Raw genomic sequence first — 18146 nt, forward strand, 5'->3', positions numbered from 1 at the left:
TTCAAGCTTGCCGCAAAAAAGAGGATTTTTGAATGTCGCAGAAATTTGACGTAGTAGTGATCGGCGCGGGCCCTGGCGGCTACGTTGCTGCCATCAAAGCAGCCCAGCTGGGTCTCACCACTGCCTGCATCGAGAAGTACACCGACAAGGAAGGCAAACTGGCCCTCGGCGGTACTTGCCTGAACGTCGGCTGCATTCCATCCAAGGCGCTGCTGGACAGCTCCTGGAAGTTCCACGAAGCCCAAGACGGCTTCGCGATCCACGGTATCAACCACGCTGGCGTGACCATGGACGTGCCAGCAATGGTCGGCCGTAAAGCCAACATCGTCAAAGGCCTGACCTCGGGTGTTGCCACCCTGTTCAAGGCTAACGGCGTGACCTCGATCCAGGGCCACGGCAAACTGCTGGCCGGCAAGAAAGTCGAAGTCACCAAGCCTGACGGTTCGGTAGAAATCATTGAAGCCGAGAACGTGATCCTGGCTCCAGGTTCGCGTCCGATCGACATTCCACCAGCTCCGGTTGACCAGAATGTGATCGTCGATTCGACTGGCGCACTGGAATTCCAGTCCGTACCTAAGCGTCTTGGCGTGATCGGCGCTGGCGTGATCGGTCTGGAACTGGGTTCGGTATGGTCCCGTCTGGGTGCTGAAGTCACTGTTCTGGAAGCCCTGGACACGTTTCTGATGGCTGCCGACGCTGCTGTGTCCAAAGAAGCTTTGAAAACCCTGACCAAACAAGGTCTGGACATCAAGCTGGGCGCTCGCGTTACCGGTTCCAAAGTGAACGGCGACGAAGTCGTTGTGAACTACACCGATGCCAAAGGCGAGCAGAACATCACTTTTGACAAGCTGATCGTAGCCGTTGGTCGCCGTCCAGTGACCACTGATCTGCTGTCCGCTGATTGCGGCGTGACCCTGGACGAGCGCGGTTTCGTGCACGTTGATGATCACTGCGCCACCACCGTACCGGGCGTTTACGCTATCGGCGACGTGGTTCGCGGCATGATGCTGGCACACAAGGCCTCGGAAGAGGGCATCATGGTCGTCGAGCGCATCAAGGGCCACAAAGCCCAGATGAACTATGATTTGATCCCGTCTGTTATTTATACTCACCCGGAAATCGCGTGGGTCGGCAAAACCGAGCAGACCTTGAAGGCAGAAGGCGTTGAAGTTAACGTTGGCACCTTCCCGTTCGCAGCCAGTGGCCGTGCCATGGCTGCCAACGATACCGGCGGTTTCGTAAAAGTTATCGCCGATGCCAAGACCGACCGCGTATTGGGCGTCCACGTATTGGCCCGAGCGCTGCAGAACTGGTTCAGCAGGGCGCGATCGGTATGGAATTCGGCACCAGCGCTGAAGACCTGGGCATGATGGTTTTCTCCCATCCGACCCTGTCTGAAGCCTTGCACGAAGCTGCTCTGGCAGTGAATGGCGGCGCCATCCACATCGCCAACCGCAAGAAGCGTTAAGACAATAAGAAACCACGGCGGAATGGCCCGTCGTGAGCCTTGCATGCAAGACTCACCGCGGAATATCCGCTGGACGCAGTCTTGCGTAGCTGCACCGGATGCCCGGAAAGGCTACGCAAGCAGCAGTCACAGGTGGTGCGGCACTTGAACGAGTGCAGCACCGAATGCGCAGTACCTAACGAAGACGGTAATAAGCATGAATCTTCACGAGTATCAGGGTAAGCAGCTGTTCGCTGAATACGGCCTGCCAGTTTCCACCGGTTATGCAGTAGACACCCCGGAAGCAGCAGCAGAAGCTTGCGATAAAATCGGCGGCACCGAGTGGGTTGTCAAAGCCCAGGTCCACGCTGGTGGTCGCGGTAAAGCGGGCGGCGTAAAGCTGGTTCGCAGCAAAGAAGACGCTAAGGCATTCGCACAGCAGTGGCTGGGCAAGCGTCTGGTGACTTACCAGACTGACGCCAATGGTCAGCCAGTCACCAAGATCCTGGTTGAATCGTGCACTGATATCGCTAAAGAGCTGTACCTGGGCGCTGTCGTTGACCGTTCGAGCCGTCGTATCGTGTTCATGGCTTCCACCGAAGGTGGCGTGGACATCGAGAAAATCGCTCACGACACTCCAGAAAAAATTCTGAAAGCCACTATCGATCCACTGGTTGGCGCTCAGCCATTCCAGGGTCGCGAGCTGGCATTCCAGTTGGGTCTGGAAGGCAAGCAGGTTGCTCAGTTCGCCAAGATCTTCGTAGGTCTGGCCAAGCTGTTCAAGGATCACGACCTGGCTCTGCTGGAAGTGAACCCGCTGGTGATCAAGGCTGACGGCGATCTGCATTGCCTCGATGCCAAGATCAACATCGACGCCAACGCCATGTACCGTCAGCCTAAGCTGAAGACTTTCCACGATCCGTCGCAAGACGATCCGCGCGAAGCGCACGCTGCCAAGTTCGAACTGAACTACGTAGCACTGGAAGGCAACATCGGTTGCATGGTCAACGGTGCTGGCCTGGCCATGGGTACCATGGACATCGTCAACCTGCATGGCGGCAAACCAGCCAACTTCCTCGACGTGGGCGGCGGTGCTACCAAAGAACGCGTTACCGAAGCGTTCAAGATCATTCTGTCCGACACCAACGTCGCTGCAGTATTGGTTAACATCTTCGGCGGCATCGTTCGTTGCGACATGATTGCCGAAGGCATCATCGGCGCTGTGAAAGAAGTCGGCGTGAAAATCCCGGTTGTTGTTCGCCTTGAAGGCAACAACGCTGAGCTGGGCGCTAAAGTACTGGCAGAAAGCGGTTTGAACATCATCGCTGCTACCAGCCTGACCGACGCTGCTCAACAAGTTGTTAAAGCTGCGGAGGGCAAATAATGAGCGTCCTGATCAATAAAGACACCAAAGTTATCTGCCAGGGTATTACCGGTTCGCAAGGTAGTTTCCACACCCAGCAAGCGCTCGAATACGGCACCAAGATGGTTGGCGGCGTAACTCCGGGTAAAGGCGGCACCGAGCACCTGGGTCTGCCAGTGTTCAACACCGTGAAAGACGCTGTAGCTGCCACTGGCGCCACCGCCAGCGTGATCTACGTTCCAGCTCCTTTCTGCAAGGACTCCATCCTGGAAGCAGCCTTCGGCGGCATCAAGCTGATCGTTTGCATCACTGAAGGCATTCCTACCCTGGACATGCTGGATGCCAAGGTCAAGTGCGACGAGCTGGGTATCACCCTGATCGGCCCTAACTGCCCAGGCGTGATCACTCCAGGCGAATGCAAGATCGGCATCATGCCAGGTCACATTCACTTGCCAGGCAAGGTCGGTATCGTTTCCCGTTCCGGCACCCTGACCTACGAAGCTGTGAAGCAGACTACTGACGCCGGTTTCGGTCAGTCGACTTGCGTCGGCATCGGCGGTGACCCGATCCCGGGTTCGAACTTCATCGACATCCTGAAGCTGTTCCAGGAAGACCCGAAGACCGAAGCGATCGTGATGATCGGTGAGATCGGCGGTTCGGCTGAAGAAGAAGCGGCAGCCTACATCAAGGCACACGTGACCAAGCCGGTTGTTTCCTACATCGCTGGTGTGACTGCTCCTCCGGGCAAGCGCATGGGCCATGCTGGCGCAATCATCTCTGGCGGCAAAGGCACTGCAGACGAGAAGTTTGCTGCCCTGGAAGACGCAGGCGTTAAAACCGTGCGTTCGCTGGCAGACATCGGCAAGGCTTTGTCCGAGCTGACCGGTTGGGCGATGAAGTAAGCCTCGCGCTTAATTCATGCTTCACCAAACAAAAGGCCACCTTCGGGTGGCCTTTGTCGTTTCCGGTGATCGTCCCCACGCTCTGCGTGGGAACTCCGCCGGGGACGCTCCGCGTCCCACTCTTGAAAGTGACGCAGAGCGTCACACGATGCATTCCCACGCAGAGCGTGGGAACGATCAATCATCGGTTGAACGGCCCAAATCCTTGTGGGAGCGAGCTTGCTCGCGAAGACGAATTTACAGGCACCCACCATTTACATGCATAAACGCGACACAGAAACGTCGCGTATCGGATAGTTCGCCCTCTAACAGTGCGTTTGTCGGGCAAATTCGTTAGGCTACTCGCCATTTTTGCGTCCGCGTCCCACAAGGTTGCTACGCGCTAAAGGGTCAGTCCTATACGGACCGACAGCATTTCCCTCACCCCCAAGGGAAGTCCCTCTCTAAATTCCGATTCAGTAGTGTGGTATTTCCTTAATGAAAGTGTTGAAAGGCCAGGACATCCTGGCACTTGGTTTTATGACGTTTGCCCTGTTTGTCGGGGCTGGCAACATCATCTTCCCGCCTATCGTCGGTTTGCAGTCCGGGCCTAATGTCTGGATGGCGGCGCTGGGCTTTCTGATCACCGCAGTCGGTTTGCCGGTGGTCACGGTGGTTGCGCTGGCAAAAGTCGGCGGGGCGATGGATGCCCTGAGCAGTCCTATCGGCAAAATCGCCGGTGGCCTGCTGGCTGCCGCGTGCTACCTCGCCGTCGGCCCGTTGTTCGCGACACCACGTACCGCCACCGTATCGTTCGAAGTAGGCCTGGCGCCGTTGACCGGCGAGAGCCCGTTGGCGTTGTTTATCTACAGTGCCGTGTACTTCCTGGTGGTGTTCTTCATCTCGCTCTATCCGGGCCGTTTGCTGGATACCGTCGGACGTTTCCTCGCGCCGCTGAAGATCATCGCCCTGGCCGCGCTCGGTATCGCTGCGTTTGCATTGCCTGCCGGTGATATCGGCATGGCCACGCCTGAATATGTGGCGGCACCGTTCTCTCAGGGCTTCATCAACGGTTACTTGACCATGGATACCCTGGGCGCGCTGGTGTTTGGCATTGTCATCGTCAACGCGATCCGTTCCCGCGGTGTGGAATCACCGGCACTGATTACCCGTTACGCGATCATTGCCGGCCTGATTGCCGGCGTGGGCCTGGCGCTGGTTTATGTCAGCCTGTTCCGCCTCGGTTCGGGCAGCCATGAAGTGGCCGCCGGTGCCACCAACGGCGCGGCCGTGTTGCACGCCTACGTTCAACACACCTTCGGTTCGTTGGGCAGTGGTTTCCTGGCGGTGCTGATCTCGCTGGCCTGCCTGGTGACGGCGGTCGGCCTGACCTGTGCCTGCGCCGAGTACTTCAGCCGCGTGTTGCCACTGTCCTACAAGACCCTGGTCATCATCCTGGCGGCGTTCTCCTTGCTGGTGTCCAACCTGGGACTCACCAAGCTGATTGCGTTCTCGATCCCGGTACTGACCGCGATTTACCCGCCGTGCATCGCCCTGGTGGCGCTGAGCTTCTGCAAGGACTTCTGGCATGAGCAGGGCCGCATTGTCGGTCCGGTGATGCTGGTGTCGTTCATCTTCGGCCTGATCGACGCGCTCAAGGGCGCCGGTCTGGCAGACTGGATGCCGACTCAGTTGTCCCACTTGCCGCTGAGCGAGCAGGGCCTGGCGTGGCTGGTGCCATCGGTCATGACCCTGGTCGTCGCAGTGGTTTGCGATCGTCTGCTGGGCAAGCGCGAAGAAGTGCTGGCTTAAGTCGCGCAATGGCCCGCCACAAACGGGCTGTCACGCTAAAACAGAAATGCCCCGTATCAATCGATACGGGGCATTTTTTATGGGCGTCAGGCAGTGTCTTTTTCCTTGAGCTAACGTCGAAGCACTACCTGTAGGAGCAAGGCTTGCCCGCGATGGCGATTTCCAAGGCCCTATCGCGGGCAAGCCTTGCTCCTACGGGGATTACCAATGCCAACGTCTCACAAGGAATTGCATGTCGTTCATCCACGCCAACCTGATCCACATCCTCGCCGCGCTCTGGTTTGTCATCTGCTGGGGCGGTTACACCCGCTATGCCTCGTGGAAGGGCCGCGACACCGCGTGCCTGGCCAGTGTGTTGCACCTTTACCGGGAAGACTGGATGCGTCGCATGTTGCTGCGCGATAACCGCATTGCCGACGCCAGTGTGATCGGCAACCTGGAGCGCAACGCTTCGTTCTTTGCCTCCAGCACATTGATTATCCTGGCGGGTATTTTGACGGTACTTGGTGCATCCGAAAGAGCAGTGTCGTTACTGGCGGATATCCCGATGGTGCAGCAGGCGTCCCAGGGCATGTCCGAAATCAAGTTGCTGTGCCTGGCAATGGTGTTTGTCTACGCGTTCTTCACGTTCAGCTGGTGCATGCGTCAGTACAACTTTGCGGCGATCCTGATTGGCTCGGCGCCGATGGTGGGTGAGCGCCATGTGTCCGAACAGGAGCGCAAAGCCTTTGCTGCCCGAGCGGCTCGCGTTATCTCGATGGCGGCGAACCAGTTCAACTTTGGCCTGCGTTCCTATTACTTCGGCATGACCATGCTGGCCTGGTTTGTCAGCCCGTGGTTGTTCATGTTGATGAGTGCCGGCGTGGTGCTGGTGTTGTATCGCCGGGAATTCCATTCCGACGTGCTCGACGTGATGGTCTATACCCCTACAGAGGCACCCTTGCCTGAGGCGAACAAAGAGGCCGCTTGATGAGTATTCCGTTCTGGTGTGTGTTTATCAGCGCACTACTGATTTACGTGGCCCGCATGCCGGTGGCCAAGGCGATGAAAGAGCAGGGTGGTTACAACAATCACTCGCCACGCCAGCAACAGGCACAACTTACCGGTTTCGGCGCCAGGGCGGTGGCTGCGCATCAAAACTGTTTTGAGGCATTCATATTGTTTGCGGTGGGCGTGTTGATGGCGCACACCACACAAACTGCAGGATGGTTGATCGATGTGTTGGCGATCATTTTTGTGATCACACGTGTTATTTACTTGCTGTGTTACTGGGGGGATTTGGCCTGGCAGCGCAGTCTGGTCTGGTTTGTGGGTTTCGTCTGTTCGTTGTTACTGATGATTAGTCCGACTTTTAGAAGCGTTTTGCTCTAACGCAGCAAATCACAAATAAAAGAAAACCCGCACTTGGCGGGTTTTCTTTTGTCACGCTAAAAACTGTTTTAGTTTTTAGGTGCTTCTTTTGCAGCAGCTTCGTTCGATTCAGCCTGAGCTTTGGCAGCTTCGGCGTTTTCTTTTGCCGCGTCGTTCACTTTATCCTGAGCTTTGCTCATATCTTGCTGAGCTTGCTCAGCATGTTTGGCAGCATCTTGAGCTTTGTCCTCGGATTTTTTATCGCAGGCAGCGAGACCGAGGGTAGCGGTCAACATCAAGGCAATAGCTAAAGTCTTACGCATGGGGTGTTTCTCCTTATGGAAATAACTACTGGCCTTTCGAGCACGCTCCATAGCGTTAAGTTCCTCAATTCGTTCAGATATATAAGTTTGTTAGGTGATGGAACTTTTCCCCGCTGACGAGCTACTTTGACCGAACATTAAGAAGAGTTTTAAACACATGGCCGAAAACCCCGTTTTTGAGCGTGCGACGCGATTCCTGTCGGCGCTGCGTCATTGTCAGGTCCTCGGGCTGCGGGTTCACAGCGCCAGCAGTGACGGACTAACGGTCATCTTGCCTTACAGTCCGCAAATCGTGGGGAATCCAGAAACCGGGGTCATTCATGGCGGGGCGTTGACATCGTTGATGGATACCGCGTGCGGTATGTCGACACTGTGTGTGCTGCCCGAATTCGAAGTCTGCCCGACCCTCGATTTGCGCATCGATTACATGCATGCCGCCGAGCCACATAAAGATGTCTACGGCTTTGCCCAATGCTATCGGGTGACCACTGACGTGATCTTCGCTCGCGGCTTTGCCTATCAGGATGATCCCGAGCAACCTATCGCTCATGTTGTCGGTACATTCATGCGCATGGGCAAAGGCATTAAGGGCACCAAAAGTTTTGGCGGCGCGATTGCCGGAGGTGCGCAATGACGGACGCTTTCAAGGAACAACTTCAACTGGCCCATGAGCAGGGTGACTACGCCTCGCTGCTGCACCTGATTCCTTACGCCAAACTGATCGGCGTCGAATGTTCGCGGGTAGGGGATGACCTGCAGTTTCGCCTGCCGGCCAACAAGGACAACATTGGCAACCCTTTATTGCCGGCGATTCATGGCGGCGTGATCGCCGGGTTCATGGAGCTCTCGGCTGCGCTGCACCTGCTGATTTTTACCGGCTCACCGGGTGTGCCGAAAATCATCGACTTCTCCCTCGACTACCTGCGCGCCGGGCAGTTTCGCGATACCTGGGCCAAATGTCAGGTTTGCCGGCAGGGGCGCCGGGTTGCCAACGTGGCCGTGACTGCCTGGCAAAGCACCGAATCCGAGCCCATTGCCACGGCCCGCGCGCATTTCAAAATTGAAGAGCCCTTGAAATCCTGAACACAGCCCCCAACTCTGATGACATCCCGCCGCCGACCCTCAAGGTCGCGGCTTAGCCATCTGATTGGAGTTTGATGACCATGAGTGTGGAAACTCAAAAGGAAACCCTGGGCTTCCAGACCGAGGTGAAGCAGCTGCTGCACCTCATGATCCATTCGCTGTATTCCAACAAGGAAATTTTCCTTCGCGAATTGATCTCGAACGCCTCTGACGCTGTCGACAAATTACGTTTCGAAGCCCTGTCCAAGCCTGAGTTGCTGGAAGGTGGCGCCGAACTGAAAATCCGTGTGAGCTTCGACAAAGACGCCAAAACCGTCACCCTCGAAGACAACGGCATTGGCATGACCCGCGAAGAAGCGATCACCCACCTGGGTACCATTGCCAAATCCGGCACTGCTGACTTCATGAAACACCTGTCCGGCGATCAGAAGAAAGATTCGCACCTGATCGGTCAGTTCGGTGTGGGTTTCTACTCTGCATTCATCGTCGCCGACAAAGTCGACGTGTTCAGCCGTCGTGCCGGTGATGCGGCCAGCGAAGGCGTGCACTGGTCGTCCAAGGGCGAAGGCGATTTCGAAGTCGCCACCGTTGAGAAAGCCGAGCGCGGCACTCGCATCGTCCTGCACCTGAAGTCCGGTGAAGACGAATTCGCCGATGGCTGGCGTCTGCGCAACATCATCAAGAAGTACTCCGACCACATCGCGCTGCCGATCGAGTTACCCAAGGAAGCGGCCGCTGCTGAAGGCGAAGAGCAGCCAGCCGTTGAGTGGGAAACCGTCAACCGTGCCAGCGCCCTGTGGACTCGTCCTCGCACTGAAGTGAAAGACGAGGAATACCAGGAGTTCTACAAACACGTCGCTCACGATTTCGAGAACCCGCTGAGCTGGAGCCACAACAAGGTCGAAGGCAAGCTCGAATACAGCTCGCTGCTGTACGTGCCGGCCCGTGCTCCGTTCGACCTGTACCAGCGTGAAGCGCCGAAAGGCCTGAAGCTGTACGTGCAGCGTGTGTTCGTGATGGACCAGGCCGAGTCGTTCCTGCCGCTGTACCTGCGCTTCATCAAAGGCGTGGTCGATTCCAATGACCTGTCGCTGAACGTGTCGCGGGAAATCCTGCAGAAAGACCCGATCATCGATTCGATGAAGTCGGCGCTGACCAAGCGCGTTCTGGACATGCTGGAAAAACTGGCGAAGAACGAGCCTGAGCAATACAAGAGCTTCTGGAAGAACTTCGGTCAGGTCATGAAAGAAGGCCCGGCAGAAGACTTCGCCAACAAAGAGAAAATCGCTGGCTTGCTGCGTTTCGCCTCGACCAATGGTGAGGAAGGCGAGCAAGTGGTTGGCCTGGCCGAATACCTGGCTCGCGCCAAGGAAGGTCAGGACAAGATTTACTACCTGACCGGCGAAACCTACGCGCAAGTCAAAAACAGCCCGCACCTGGAAGTCTTCCGCAAGAAAGGCATCGAAGTGCTGCTGCTGACCGATCGTATCGACGAGTGGCTGATGAGCTACCTCAACGACTTCGACGGCAAGAGCTTCGTTGACGTGGCGCGCGGTGACCTCGACCTGGGCAATCTGGACTCGGAAGAGGACAAGAAAGCCGCAGAAGAAGTCGCCAAGTCCAAAGAAGGTCTGGTTGAACGTCTGAAAACCGCACTGGGTGACTCGGTTGCTGAAGTACGGGTTTCCCACCGTTTGACCGATTCCCCGGCGATTCTGGCCATCGGCGAGCAGGACCTGGGCATGCAAATGCGTCAGATCCTGGAAGCCAGCGGTCAGAAGGTTCCGGACTCGAAGCCGATCTTCGAATTCAACCCGGCCCACCCACTGATCGAGAAGCTCGACAACGAGCAGAGCGAGGAGCGTTTCGGCGACCTGTCGCACATTCTCTTCGATCAGGCGGCACTGGCTGCCGGTGACAGCTTGAAAGACCCGGCCGCCTACGTGCGCCGTCTGAATAAGCTGCTGGTTGAACTGTCGGTTTAACTGCGTTGTAAAAAAAACCCGCTTCGGCGGGTTTTTTTCATTCTGGTGCCTTTTGCTGGGAGAGAGTCATGAGTCAAATCACTGTTCGTTCGGTCGTTTATCAAATTAATGGCCACTCGTATGAAAGCCGCCTGGCTTTCGACGCCGACCACAAAGGCCCGCGCCCGGGCTTGCTGATGGCGCCGAACTGGATGGGTGTGAGCGCCGGGGCCGAAGTGATTGCCAAGACGGTGGCGTCCAAGGGGTACGTGGTGCTGATCGCGGATGTGTACGGTCAGTCGGTTCGCCCGCAGAACGGCGACGAGGCGGGCGCGGCGATGATGCCGCTCAAACATGACCGTCCGTTGTTGCGCAAACGCCTGCAGGCGGCGTTTGAACAACTGCAAAATCAGGACGAGGTGGCGGTCGATACCTCGAAACTGGCGGCATTCGGTTTTTGCTTCGGCGGTTGCTGCGCCCTGGATCTGGCGCGCACAGGGGCGCCATTGAAAGCGGCGGTGTCATTCCATGGCACGCTGGACTCACCCAACCCGGCGGATGCCAAAAACATCAAGGGCTCGGTGCTGGTGCTGCACGGTGCCGCCGATCCATTGGTGCCCAAGGAGCAACTGCCGGCATTCGAAGCGGAAATGAATGCGGCGGGTGTGGACTGGCAATTGCTGAGCTACGGCGGGGCGGTGCATTCCTTTACCGATCCGCATGCCAATGTGCCAGGCATGATGATGTACGACGCGAAGATCGCTGCACGGGCGTTTACGTCGATGCACAATTTGCTGGATGAAGTGTTTAAAGGCTGACCACTGATTTTCGGATCGTTCCCACGCTCTGCGTGGGAACGCCTCTAGGGACGCTCTGCGTCCAGTGACGCGGAGCGTCACGGGCTGCATTCCCACGCAGAGCATGGGAACGATGATGCGTGGGAACGAACAAAAAGCTAAGGCAGTTCGATCCGCTCACTTTCCCCCGGCACCGTCGGCCAATCCCCGGCCGCCCAGCGCCGCCGCGCTTCATCGATGGCCGCCGGATCGCTGGCCACAAAATTCCAGTTGATCCGCCGTGGCCCGTCCAGCGGCGCGCCGCCGAACAACACGGCGTGGCAGTCGCTTTCGGCGAACAGGGTCATTTCTTCCCCCGCAGGCAACACCACCAGCGAATTCACCTCCAGCGTGTCGCCATTCAGCTGCGCTTCACCGCTCAAGACATACAACGCACGCTCTTCATGTTCGGTGGGAATCAGCAGTGTGGTCGCCGTTTGCAGGTTCAGTTCCGCGTACAACGTAGGGGACAGCACTGGCACCGGCGACTCCAGGCAAAAGCCTGACCCGGCAATCATCCGGATCTTCACGCCAAGGTTATCGCTGACCGGCAAGGTGGCCGCCGGGTGATGGCTGTAGTGGCCTGGACCCTGCTCATGGTCCTTGGGTGAGGCCAGCCAGATCTGCAAGCCGTGCATCGTAAAGCCGCTCTCCTTCAATGCCATAGGCGTGCGCTCTACGTGGGCAATTGCGCTGCCGGCAGTCATCCAGCTGACATCACCGGCGCTCACCACCTGGTCGGAGCCGAGACTGTCCTTGTGCTGGATTTGCCCTTCGAACAAGTAGGTGAGGGTCGACAGGCCGATGTGCGGATGTTGTCGGATATTCATGCCTTTGCCCGCCGGATAAACGGTTTCGAGCATGTGGTCAAAAACACGAAAGGCCCGACGCTGCGGCATTTGGCGGACGGCAACGGGCGAAATATCGGCTGGCCTTCTACATCTTCGGCGCGGGGGCGGATCACGAGCGGAGTGTTCATGCTGCATTCCAGGCTGAGCGGGTGATGCGTGGAGCATAACCCGCTTGCGCAGCCGTTGCCGCTATTGGCTGAACGCCCCTTCGGACAAGTGGGTTTCGATGCTGACGTCAGTGGTCGTCATCAGTTTGTGGACCGGGCAACGGTCAGCCACGCGATGCAGTTCTTCGCGCTGTGCATCGGTGAGCACGCCTTTGAGGGTCAATTTGACATGCAGGGCGTATTTGCCTTTCTGCTCTTGGCTGTTGTCGCGTTTGACCTCGACGGTGACGCCGGTCAATGGGATGTCCTTCTTCTTGGCGTACATCTTCAGGGTCAGGGCTTTGCAGGCACCCAGAGCGGCATCGAAATAATCGTGGGGTTCTGGCGCCGAGCCCCTCGCCGCCGGAAGTGGTCGGCACATCGGCAAACAGTTCATGGTCATCAATCTGCACACTATGACGAAAACCTTCGGCGGAAACGGTATTGACGGTAACGGTCATGGAAAGCCTCCCAGGCTGGAAAAGTCGTTCGATCAAAAAAGACTGTGAAGTTATAGAGCATTGCGCCAGCGGCGCGTTCCACTTTCTTGCGGGGTTCATACGAGCGGGTTACCGGCTGGCCGCGCGCGGTTGCGAATGACGCCATCGCGGCCTATGGTCCAAGCGAAGTATTGCCTGCGACTGTCACACAATGACGCGCCGCAGGTTTGTGTCCATCCAGTACGAATCACTGCAGCGAGGTGACGACATGCCGAACGACTCCCGCCCTGCCGTCCTTGAGCTGATCGGCAATACGCCGCTGGTGCGCGTCAGCCGCTTCGATACCGGCCCGTGTACGCTGTTCCTCAAGCTCGAATCACAAAACCCCGGTGGATCGATCAAGGATCGCATCGGCCTGGCGATGATCGACGCCGCCGAGCGCGATGGTCGCCTGCAACCCGGTGGCACCATCGTCGAGGCCACGGCCGGCAACACCGGCCTGGGCTTGGCCCTTGTCGGCCGCGCCAAGGGTTATCGCGTGGTGTTGGTGGTGCCGGACAAGATGTCGACCGAGAAAGTCCTGCACCTCAAGGCGATGGGCGCCGAGGTGCACATCACCCGTTCCGATGTCGGCAAGGGCCATCCCGAGTACTACCAGGACGTGGCCGCGCGGCTGGCCAAGGAAATTCCCGACGCGTTCTTTGCCGATCAATTCAACAACCCGGCCAACCCTCTGGCGCACGAGTGCAGCACCGCGCCGGAGATCTGGGCACAGACCCAGCATGATGTCGATGCCATCGTCGTCGGCGTCGGTTCAGCCGGCACGCTGACCGGCTTGACCCGGTTCTTTAGCCGCGTGCAGCCAAACCTGGTCATGGTTCTGGCCGACCCGGTGGGCTCGGTGATGGCCGAATACAGCCGCAGCGGCACCCTTGGGACACCCGGTTCGTGGGCGGTGGAGGGCATTGGCGAAGATTTCATTCCCTCGATTGCCGACCTGTCCAGCGTGCGCCACGCGTATTCGATCAGCGACGAGGAAAGCTTCGATCATGCCCGCCAGCTGCTGCGCGCCGAAGGTATTCTCGGCGGATCATCGACCGGCACGTTGCTGGCGGCGGCGTTGCGTTATTGCCGTGAGCAAACCGAGCCGAAACGGGTCGTGAGTTTTGTCTGTGACACCGGCACCCGCTACCTGTCGAAGGTTTACAACGATCAATGGATGAACGATCAGGGCCTGCTGCAATACAAGCGCTACGGTGATCTTCGCGATTTGATCTCGCGGCGCTTCGAGGACGGGCGGGTGATCAGCGTCGGCCCGGACGACACGTTGCTCACCGCTTTTCAGCGCATGCGCCTGGCCGATGTGTCGCAACTGCCCGTGCTGGTAGAGGGGCAGCGTTTGGTCGGCGTCATCGACGAATCCGACATTTTGCTGGGGGTGCACCAAGACCCATCGCACTTCCGCTTGACCGTCGCCAGCGCCATGACGGGCAAACTGCAAACCTTGCCGGCCGCTGCCAGCCTGGCTGAGCTGCAAGCCGAACTCGACCGTGGGTTGGTGGCGATCATTGCCGATGCCTCAGGCTTCCATGGCCTGATTACCCGCGTTGACCTACTCAATCATTTACGGAGATCTCTTGCATGAGTCAACACGATGAAAACGCTGCGCCACGTGGGTTCGCTACTCGGGTGATTCATGCCGGGCAGACGCCGGACCCTTCCACCGGGGCGCTGATGCCGCCGATTTACGCCAATTCCACCTATTTGCAGCAAAGCCCCGGCGTACACAAAGGCCTCGACTACGGGCGCTCGCACAACCCGACACGTTGGGCGCTGGAGCGCTGCGTGGCGGACCTCGAAGGCGGCACCCAGGCGTTCGCGTTCGCGTCCGGGCTGGCGGCGATCTCCACCGTGCTCGAATTGCTCGATGCCGACTCGCATATCGTCTCGGGCAATGATTTGTATGGCGGGACGTTTCGCCTGTTCGACAAAGTACGCCGGCGCAGCGCCGGGCATCGCTTCAGTTTCGTCGACCTGACGGATCTGGCGGCCTTTGAAGCGGCGCTGCAGGAGGACACGCGGATGGTCTGCGTCGAGACGCCGAGCAATCCGTTGTTGCGCCTGACTGACCTCGAAGCCATCGCGCGCATCTGTCGCCAGCGCGGCATCATTTGTGTGGCCGATAATACCTTTGCGAGCCCGTGGATCCAGCGTCCGCTGGAACTGGGCTTCGATATCGTGGTGCATTCGACCACCAAGTATTTGAACGGTCACTCTGACGTCATCGGTGGCATTGCGGTGGTCGGGCAGAACGCGGAGCTGGGCGAACGGCTGGGCTTTCTGCAAAACGCCGTGGGCGCTATCGCCGGGCCGTTTGACGCCTTCCTCACGTTACGCGGGGTGAAGACCCTGGCGTTGCGCATGGAACGCCACTGCAGCAACGCACTGGCGCTGGCGCAATGGCTGGAGCAACAACCGCAAGTGGCGCGTGTCTACTACCCAGGCCTGCCGTCACATCCGCAGCACGAACTGGCACAACGACAAATGCGCGGTTTTGGCGGCATGATCTCCCTCGACCTGAACTGCGACCTGGCCGGCGCCAAGCGCTTCCTTGAGAACGTGCAAATATTTGCGTTGGCGGAGAGTCTGGGCGGGGTGGAAAGCCTGATCGAGCATCCGGCGATCATGACTCACGCCAGCATCCCCGCCGATACCCGCTCACAACTTGGCATTGGCGATGCGCTGGTGCGGTTGTCCGTGGGCGTTGAGGACGTCGAAGACTTGCGTGCCGATCTGGCACAAGCGCTGGCGCTGATCTGAGTTTCAGCGGACAAAAAAAATCCGGAACCCTTATCGGATTCCGGATTTTCTTGTCGATCCTGGATTAGCTACCCTTGACCGATTTGCCGTTGACCGTGCCGTCGAGGAGCATGATGTTGTACTCCTTGCCGTCGGTTTCAACTTGTTGCAGACGGACCAGCAGGTAATCCCAGTCCTTGGCAAACCACAGGACGGTGATGCGCTTGTTTTGTGTCGGGTCGCGCACACGCTCGACCTTGATTGCATCGATCTTGCCAGCCTTGGTGTCTACTTTTTCAGAGCCCAGCACGCGAAAATCATAGGTGTCGACTTCGTTGCCATCGACTACCTGATAGCTCATGCTTTTCTTGCCGGCGGCGACATCGTGCTGCAAGGCCAACTGGTAAGTGGATTTATCGACCATGCCAGGGTTCAGCGGGACCTTGACTGCGTCACCGCGATCAGTGCCGGTGACCATTTTGGTGGCCCAGTCGAAATCCAGATCAGACTTCTTGGCTTTGCCCAGGCCGCCACGTTCAAAGTGGTAGGTCTGAGGCAGCAGAGTTTCCTTGTCGACGGTCAGGGTGCTTTCTTCCGTCAGGCTGGCGATCATCATCGACGCCTTGAAGCTGAGTTTCCAGACGCCGTTGGCTTCCTTGGTCAGGTTGCGTTCAGCCGTGCCACTCATGGGCAACTGCTTCCAGTCGGCGGTGTAGCTGGCGGAGAAAGGTTGAAGTTCCGAAGCCTGTGCCAGGGGCAGGGCAAACAGAGCGCAAGCGAAGAGCAGGGCGCGACGCATAATATCTCCTAAGTTCGAATCAAGTGGCCGCTGGCCGCGAGTAACTTCCCATCCAGTAAAGCACCTTGTTCGCTGAGTGCTAAGCGACCTTCGGCAAACCAGCGTACTGCCAACGGGTAGATCAGGTGTTCCTGAACGTGGACTCGCTGCGCCAGGCTTTGCGGCGAATCGTGCAACTCTACCGGTATTACTGCCTGTACGACCAGTGGTCCGCCATCGAGTTCCTCGGTGACGAAGTGCACGGAGCATCCGTGCTCGGTGTCGCCGGCCTCCAGCGCGCGCTGATGAGTGTGTAACCCTTTGTATTTGGGCAGCAGCGACGGGTGGATATTCAACAGGCGACCCGCATAGTGGCGCACGAAGTCAGCGCTGAGAATGCGCATGAAACCGGCCAGTACCACGAGTTTGGGATTGAAGGCGTCAATCAGTTCGATCAGCGCGGCATCGAAGGCCTCGCGGCCTTCGAAAGCCTTGTGATCCAGGGCGCGGGTGTCGATACCCGCGTCCTTGGCGCGCTGCAGGCCATAGGCATCGGCGCGGTTGGAAATCACCGCAGCAATGCGGACCGGGCTGTCGCCGTTCCGCGTGCTGTCGATCAAGGCCTGCAAGTTACTGCCGGTGCCGGAGAGCAGCACCACGACATCACAGGTCTTTGACATCAGTGAGCCTTGAGGTTCTTCAGTTCAACCTGGGCCGCGCCTTCGGCAGCGGTGGCGATCTGACCGATGACCCAAGGCTGCTCGCCGGCTTCACGCAAAACGTTCAGCGCGGTTTCAACGTGCTCCTGAGCGACGCAGATCACCATGCCGACGCCGCAGTTCAGCACGCGGTGCATTTCGTTTTCGTCGACGTTGCCTTTCTCTTGCAGCCAGTCGAACACAGCTGGGCGGTTCCAGCTCGCCACGTCAACCACGGCTTGTGCGCCTTTTGGCAGAACGCGCGGGATGTTGTCCAGCAGGCCGCCACCGGTGATGTGGGCCATGGCTTTGACAGCGCCGGTTTCCTTAATCAGCTTGAGCAGCGGCTTCACGTAGATACGGGTCGGGGCCATCAGCAGGTCGGTCAGCGGTTTGCCGTCGAGCTGGATGTTTTCGATGTCGGCACCCGACACTTCGATGATCTTGCGGATCAGCGAGTAGCCGTTGGAGTGCGGGCCGGAAGACGGCAGGGCGAGCAGGGCGTCGCCGGCTGCGACTTTGGAACCGTCGATGATCTCGGATTTTTCCACGACGCCGACGCAGAAACCGGCCAGGTCGTAGTCTTCGCCTTCGTACATGCCCGGCATTTCAGCGGTTTCGCCGCCAACCAGGGAGCAACCGGACAGTTCGCAGCCAGCACCGATGCCGGTGACGACCTGGGTCGCGGTTTCGACGTTGAGTTTGCCGGTAGCGTAGTAGTCGAGGAAGAACAGTGGCTCGGCGCCGCAGACCACCAGGTCGTTCACGCACATGGCCACCAGGTCGATGCCGATGCTGTCGTGCTTGTTCAGGTTCAGGGCCAGGCGCAGCTTGGTGCCCACGCCGTCGGTGCCGGAAACCAGCACAGGCTGCTTGTAGCCAGCCGGGATTTCGCAGAGGGCGCCGAAACCGCCCAGACCGCCCATGACTTCCGGGCGCGCAGTGCGCTTGGCGACGCTCTTGATGCGTTCGACCAATGCTTCACCGGCGTCGATGTCTACACCGGCGTCCTTGTAGCTCAGGGAGGGTTGCTTGCTCATGATCCAGGCCTTTAGGGGGGATTCAGGGGTAACGACCGAGTCCAGCGGGGGACGCCGAAATCGACGGGGGCGATTGCCTCACGCGAAATTCGATGTGCCCGGCTGTTGCCGGTCTGCGAAGGCGCGCGATTTTATCAGGCTTGAGGGGCAGCGGCCATCCTCACGCCGACGGCAGGGGCATATCCTATTAAAAAAATTGATATTGAGCGTGTTAGTGGGCTGTATAAGGTAACGCGATTAACCGTCTATCGTTATGACAGTGCGAAAACTTATCGCGGCCGTGTGAATGTTTTGCACAGGGAAGTGGTCACAGCCCTGTTCGATCGTCTTCATGC

At 58.3% G+C, this 18146-nt stretch carries 15 protein-coding genes and 3 pseudogenes; 12 read left to right on the plus strand and 6 right to left on the minus strand.

Translation table 11 applies throughout. The features are described 5' to 3' along the window. The first annotated feature begins 32 nt into the window (after positions 1 to 32). The 6 genes and pseudogenes from lpdA to AB4N76_RS22465 all read left to right on the plus strand — a co-directional run bounded on the left by lpdA (position 33) and on the right by AB4N76_RS22465 (position 6874). Positions 33 to 1468, plus strand: a pseudogene (lpdA, locus tag AB4N76_RS22440) (dihydrolipoyl dehydrogenase). A gap of 196 nt (positions 1469 to 1664) precedes the next feature. Then, the gene (gene sucC, locus AB4N76_RS22445; protein WP_007898980.1) at positions 1665 to 2831 is read left to right on the plus strand and encodes an ADP-forming succinate--CoA ligase subunit beta; all 1167 of its coding nucleotides are present in this window, start codon (positions 1665 to 1667) and stop codon (positions 2829 to 2831) included. Beyond that, positions 2831 to 3712, plus strand: a complete 882-nt coding sequence (gene sucD / locus AB4N76_RS22450) for a succinate--CoA ligase subunit alpha (protein ID WP_046032891.1) — start codon at positions 2831 to 2833, stop codon at positions 3710 to 3712. Before sucC ends, sucD begins: the two co-directional genes overlap by 1 nt. Before the next feature lie 477 nt (positions 3713 to 4189). Next, on the plus strand, positions 4190 to 5503 hold the full coding sequence (brnQ, locus tag AB4N76_RS22455) for a branched-chain amino acid transport system II carrier protein (protein ID WP_046032892.1): 1314 nt from the start codon (positions 4190 to 4192) through the stop codon (positions 5501 to 5503). Between the two features lie 232 nt (positions 5504 to 5735). After that, positions 5736 to 6473 (plus strand): DUF599 domain-containing protein, encoded by a 738-nt coding sequence (locus AB4N76_RS22460; protein ID WP_046032893.1) that lies wholly within the window; start codon positions 5736 to 5738, stop codon positions 6471 to 6473. Next, on the plus strand, positions 6473 to 6874 hold the full coding sequence (locus AB4N76_RS22465) for an MAPEG family protein (protein ID WP_046032894.1): 402 nt from the start codon (positions 6473 to 6475) through the stop codon (positions 6872 to 6874). The genes AB4N76_RS22460 and AB4N76_RS22465 overlap by 1 nt, the downstream gene beginning before the upstream one ends. Positions 6875 to 6942: 68 nt before the next feature. Here the strand turns inward: AB4N76_RS22465 and AB4N76_RS22470 are convergent, their stop codons facing one another. Continuing rightward, entirely contained in the window at positions 6943 to 7176 is a 234-nt protein-coding gene (locus AB4N76_RS22470; protein ID WP_046032895.1) for a hypothetical protein, read from the minus strand. Between the two features lie 157 nt (positions 7177 to 7333). On the opposite strand from AB4N76_RS22470, the gene AB4N76_RS22475 reads away from it, so the two are divergent. The 4 genes from AB4N76_RS22475 to AB4N76_RS22490 all read left to right on the plus strand — a co-directional run bounded on the left by AB4N76_RS22475 (position 7334) and on the right by AB4N76_RS22490 (position 11041). Further along, complete coding sequence (locus AB4N76_RS22475; RefSeq protein WP_046032896.1) at positions 7334 to 7810, plus strand: PaaI family thioesterase; 477 nt, start codon at positions 7334 to 7336, stop codon at positions 7808 to 7810. Next, complete coding sequence (locus AB4N76_RS22480; RefSeq protein WP_460163536.1) at positions 7807 to 8259, plus strand: PaaI family thioesterase; 453 nt, start codon at positions 7807 to 7809, stop codon at positions 8257 to 8259. The genes AB4N76_RS22475 and AB4N76_RS22480 overlap by 4 nt, the downstream gene beginning before the upstream one ends. An 80-nt stretch (positions 8260 to 8339) precedes the next feature. Next, entirely contained in the window at positions 8340 to 10244 is a 1905-nt protein-coding gene (gene htpG / locus AB4N76_RS22485; protein ID WP_460163537.1) for a molecular chaperone HtpG, read from the plus strand. Positions 10245 to 10312: 68 nt separating this feature from the next. Further along, positions 10313 to 11041 carry a dienelactone hydrolase family protein gene (locus AB4N76_RS22490; protein WP_460163538.1) on the plus strand — a complete coding sequence of 243 codons (729 nt, stop codon included), beginning with the start codon at positions 10313 to 10315 and terminating at the stop codon, positions 11039 to 11041. A gap of 137 nt (positions 11042 to 11178) precedes the next feature. Here AB4N76_RS22490 and AB4N76_RS22495 read toward each other — a convergent pair. Together AB4N76_RS22495 and AB4N76_RS22500 are read right to left on the minus strand one after the other, a co-directional pair. After that, a pseudogene (locus AB4N76_RS22495) lies at positions 11179 to 12038 on the minus strand (pirin family protein). Between the two features lie 61 nt (positions 12039 to 12099). Next, positions 12100 to 12517 (minus strand): annotated as a pseudogene (locus tag AB4N76_RS22500) (OsmC family protein). A gap of 247 nt (positions 12518 to 12764) precedes the next feature. Here AB4N76_RS22500 and AB4N76_RS22505 point away from each other — a divergent pair. Then, entirely contained in the window at positions 12765 to 14141 is a 1377-nt protein-coding gene (locus tag AB4N76_RS22505; protein ID WP_046032901.1) for a pyridoxal-phosphate dependent enzyme, read from the plus strand. Further along, a complete protein-coding gene (locus AB4N76_RS22510) occupies positions 14138 to 15316 on the plus strand; it encodes a trans-sulfuration enzyme family protein (protein WP_460163539.1) in 1179 nt (392 codons plus the stop codon). The genes AB4N76_RS22505 and AB4N76_RS22510 overlap by 4 nt, the downstream gene beginning before the upstream one ends. Before the next feature lie 64 nt (positions 15317 to 15380). Here AB4N76_RS22510 and AB4N76_RS22515 read toward each other — a convergent pair whose 3' ends face one another. The 3 genes from AB4N76_RS22515 to purM are packed head-to-tail and all read right to left on the minus strand — an operon-like array spanning position 15381 to position 17811. Beyond that, entirely contained in the window at positions 15381 to 16094 is a 714-nt protein-coding gene (locus AB4N76_RS22515) for a DUF3108 domain-containing protein (RefSeq protein WP_046032903.1), read from the minus strand. An 8-nt stretch (positions 16095 to 16102) separates the two neighbouring features. Continuing rightward, positions 16103 to 16753: a phosphoribosylglycinamide formyltransferase gene (purN, locus tag AB4N76_RS22520; RefSeq protein ID WP_460163540.1), complete on the minus strand. Its 651-nt coding sequence runs from the start codon at positions 16751 to 16753 to the stop codon at positions 16103 to 16105. Further along, on the minus strand, positions 16753 to 17811 hold the full coding sequence (gene purM, locus AB4N76_RS22525; protein WP_008033526.1) for a phosphoribosylformylglycinamidine cyclo-ligase: 1059 nt from the start codon (positions 17809 to 17811) through the stop codon (positions 16753 to 16755). Before purM ends, purN begins: the two co-directional genes overlap by 1 nt. Between the last annotated feature and the right edge of the window lie 335 nt (positions 17812 to 18146).

The organism is Pseudomonas sp. S2_F03, from assembly GCF_054668335.1.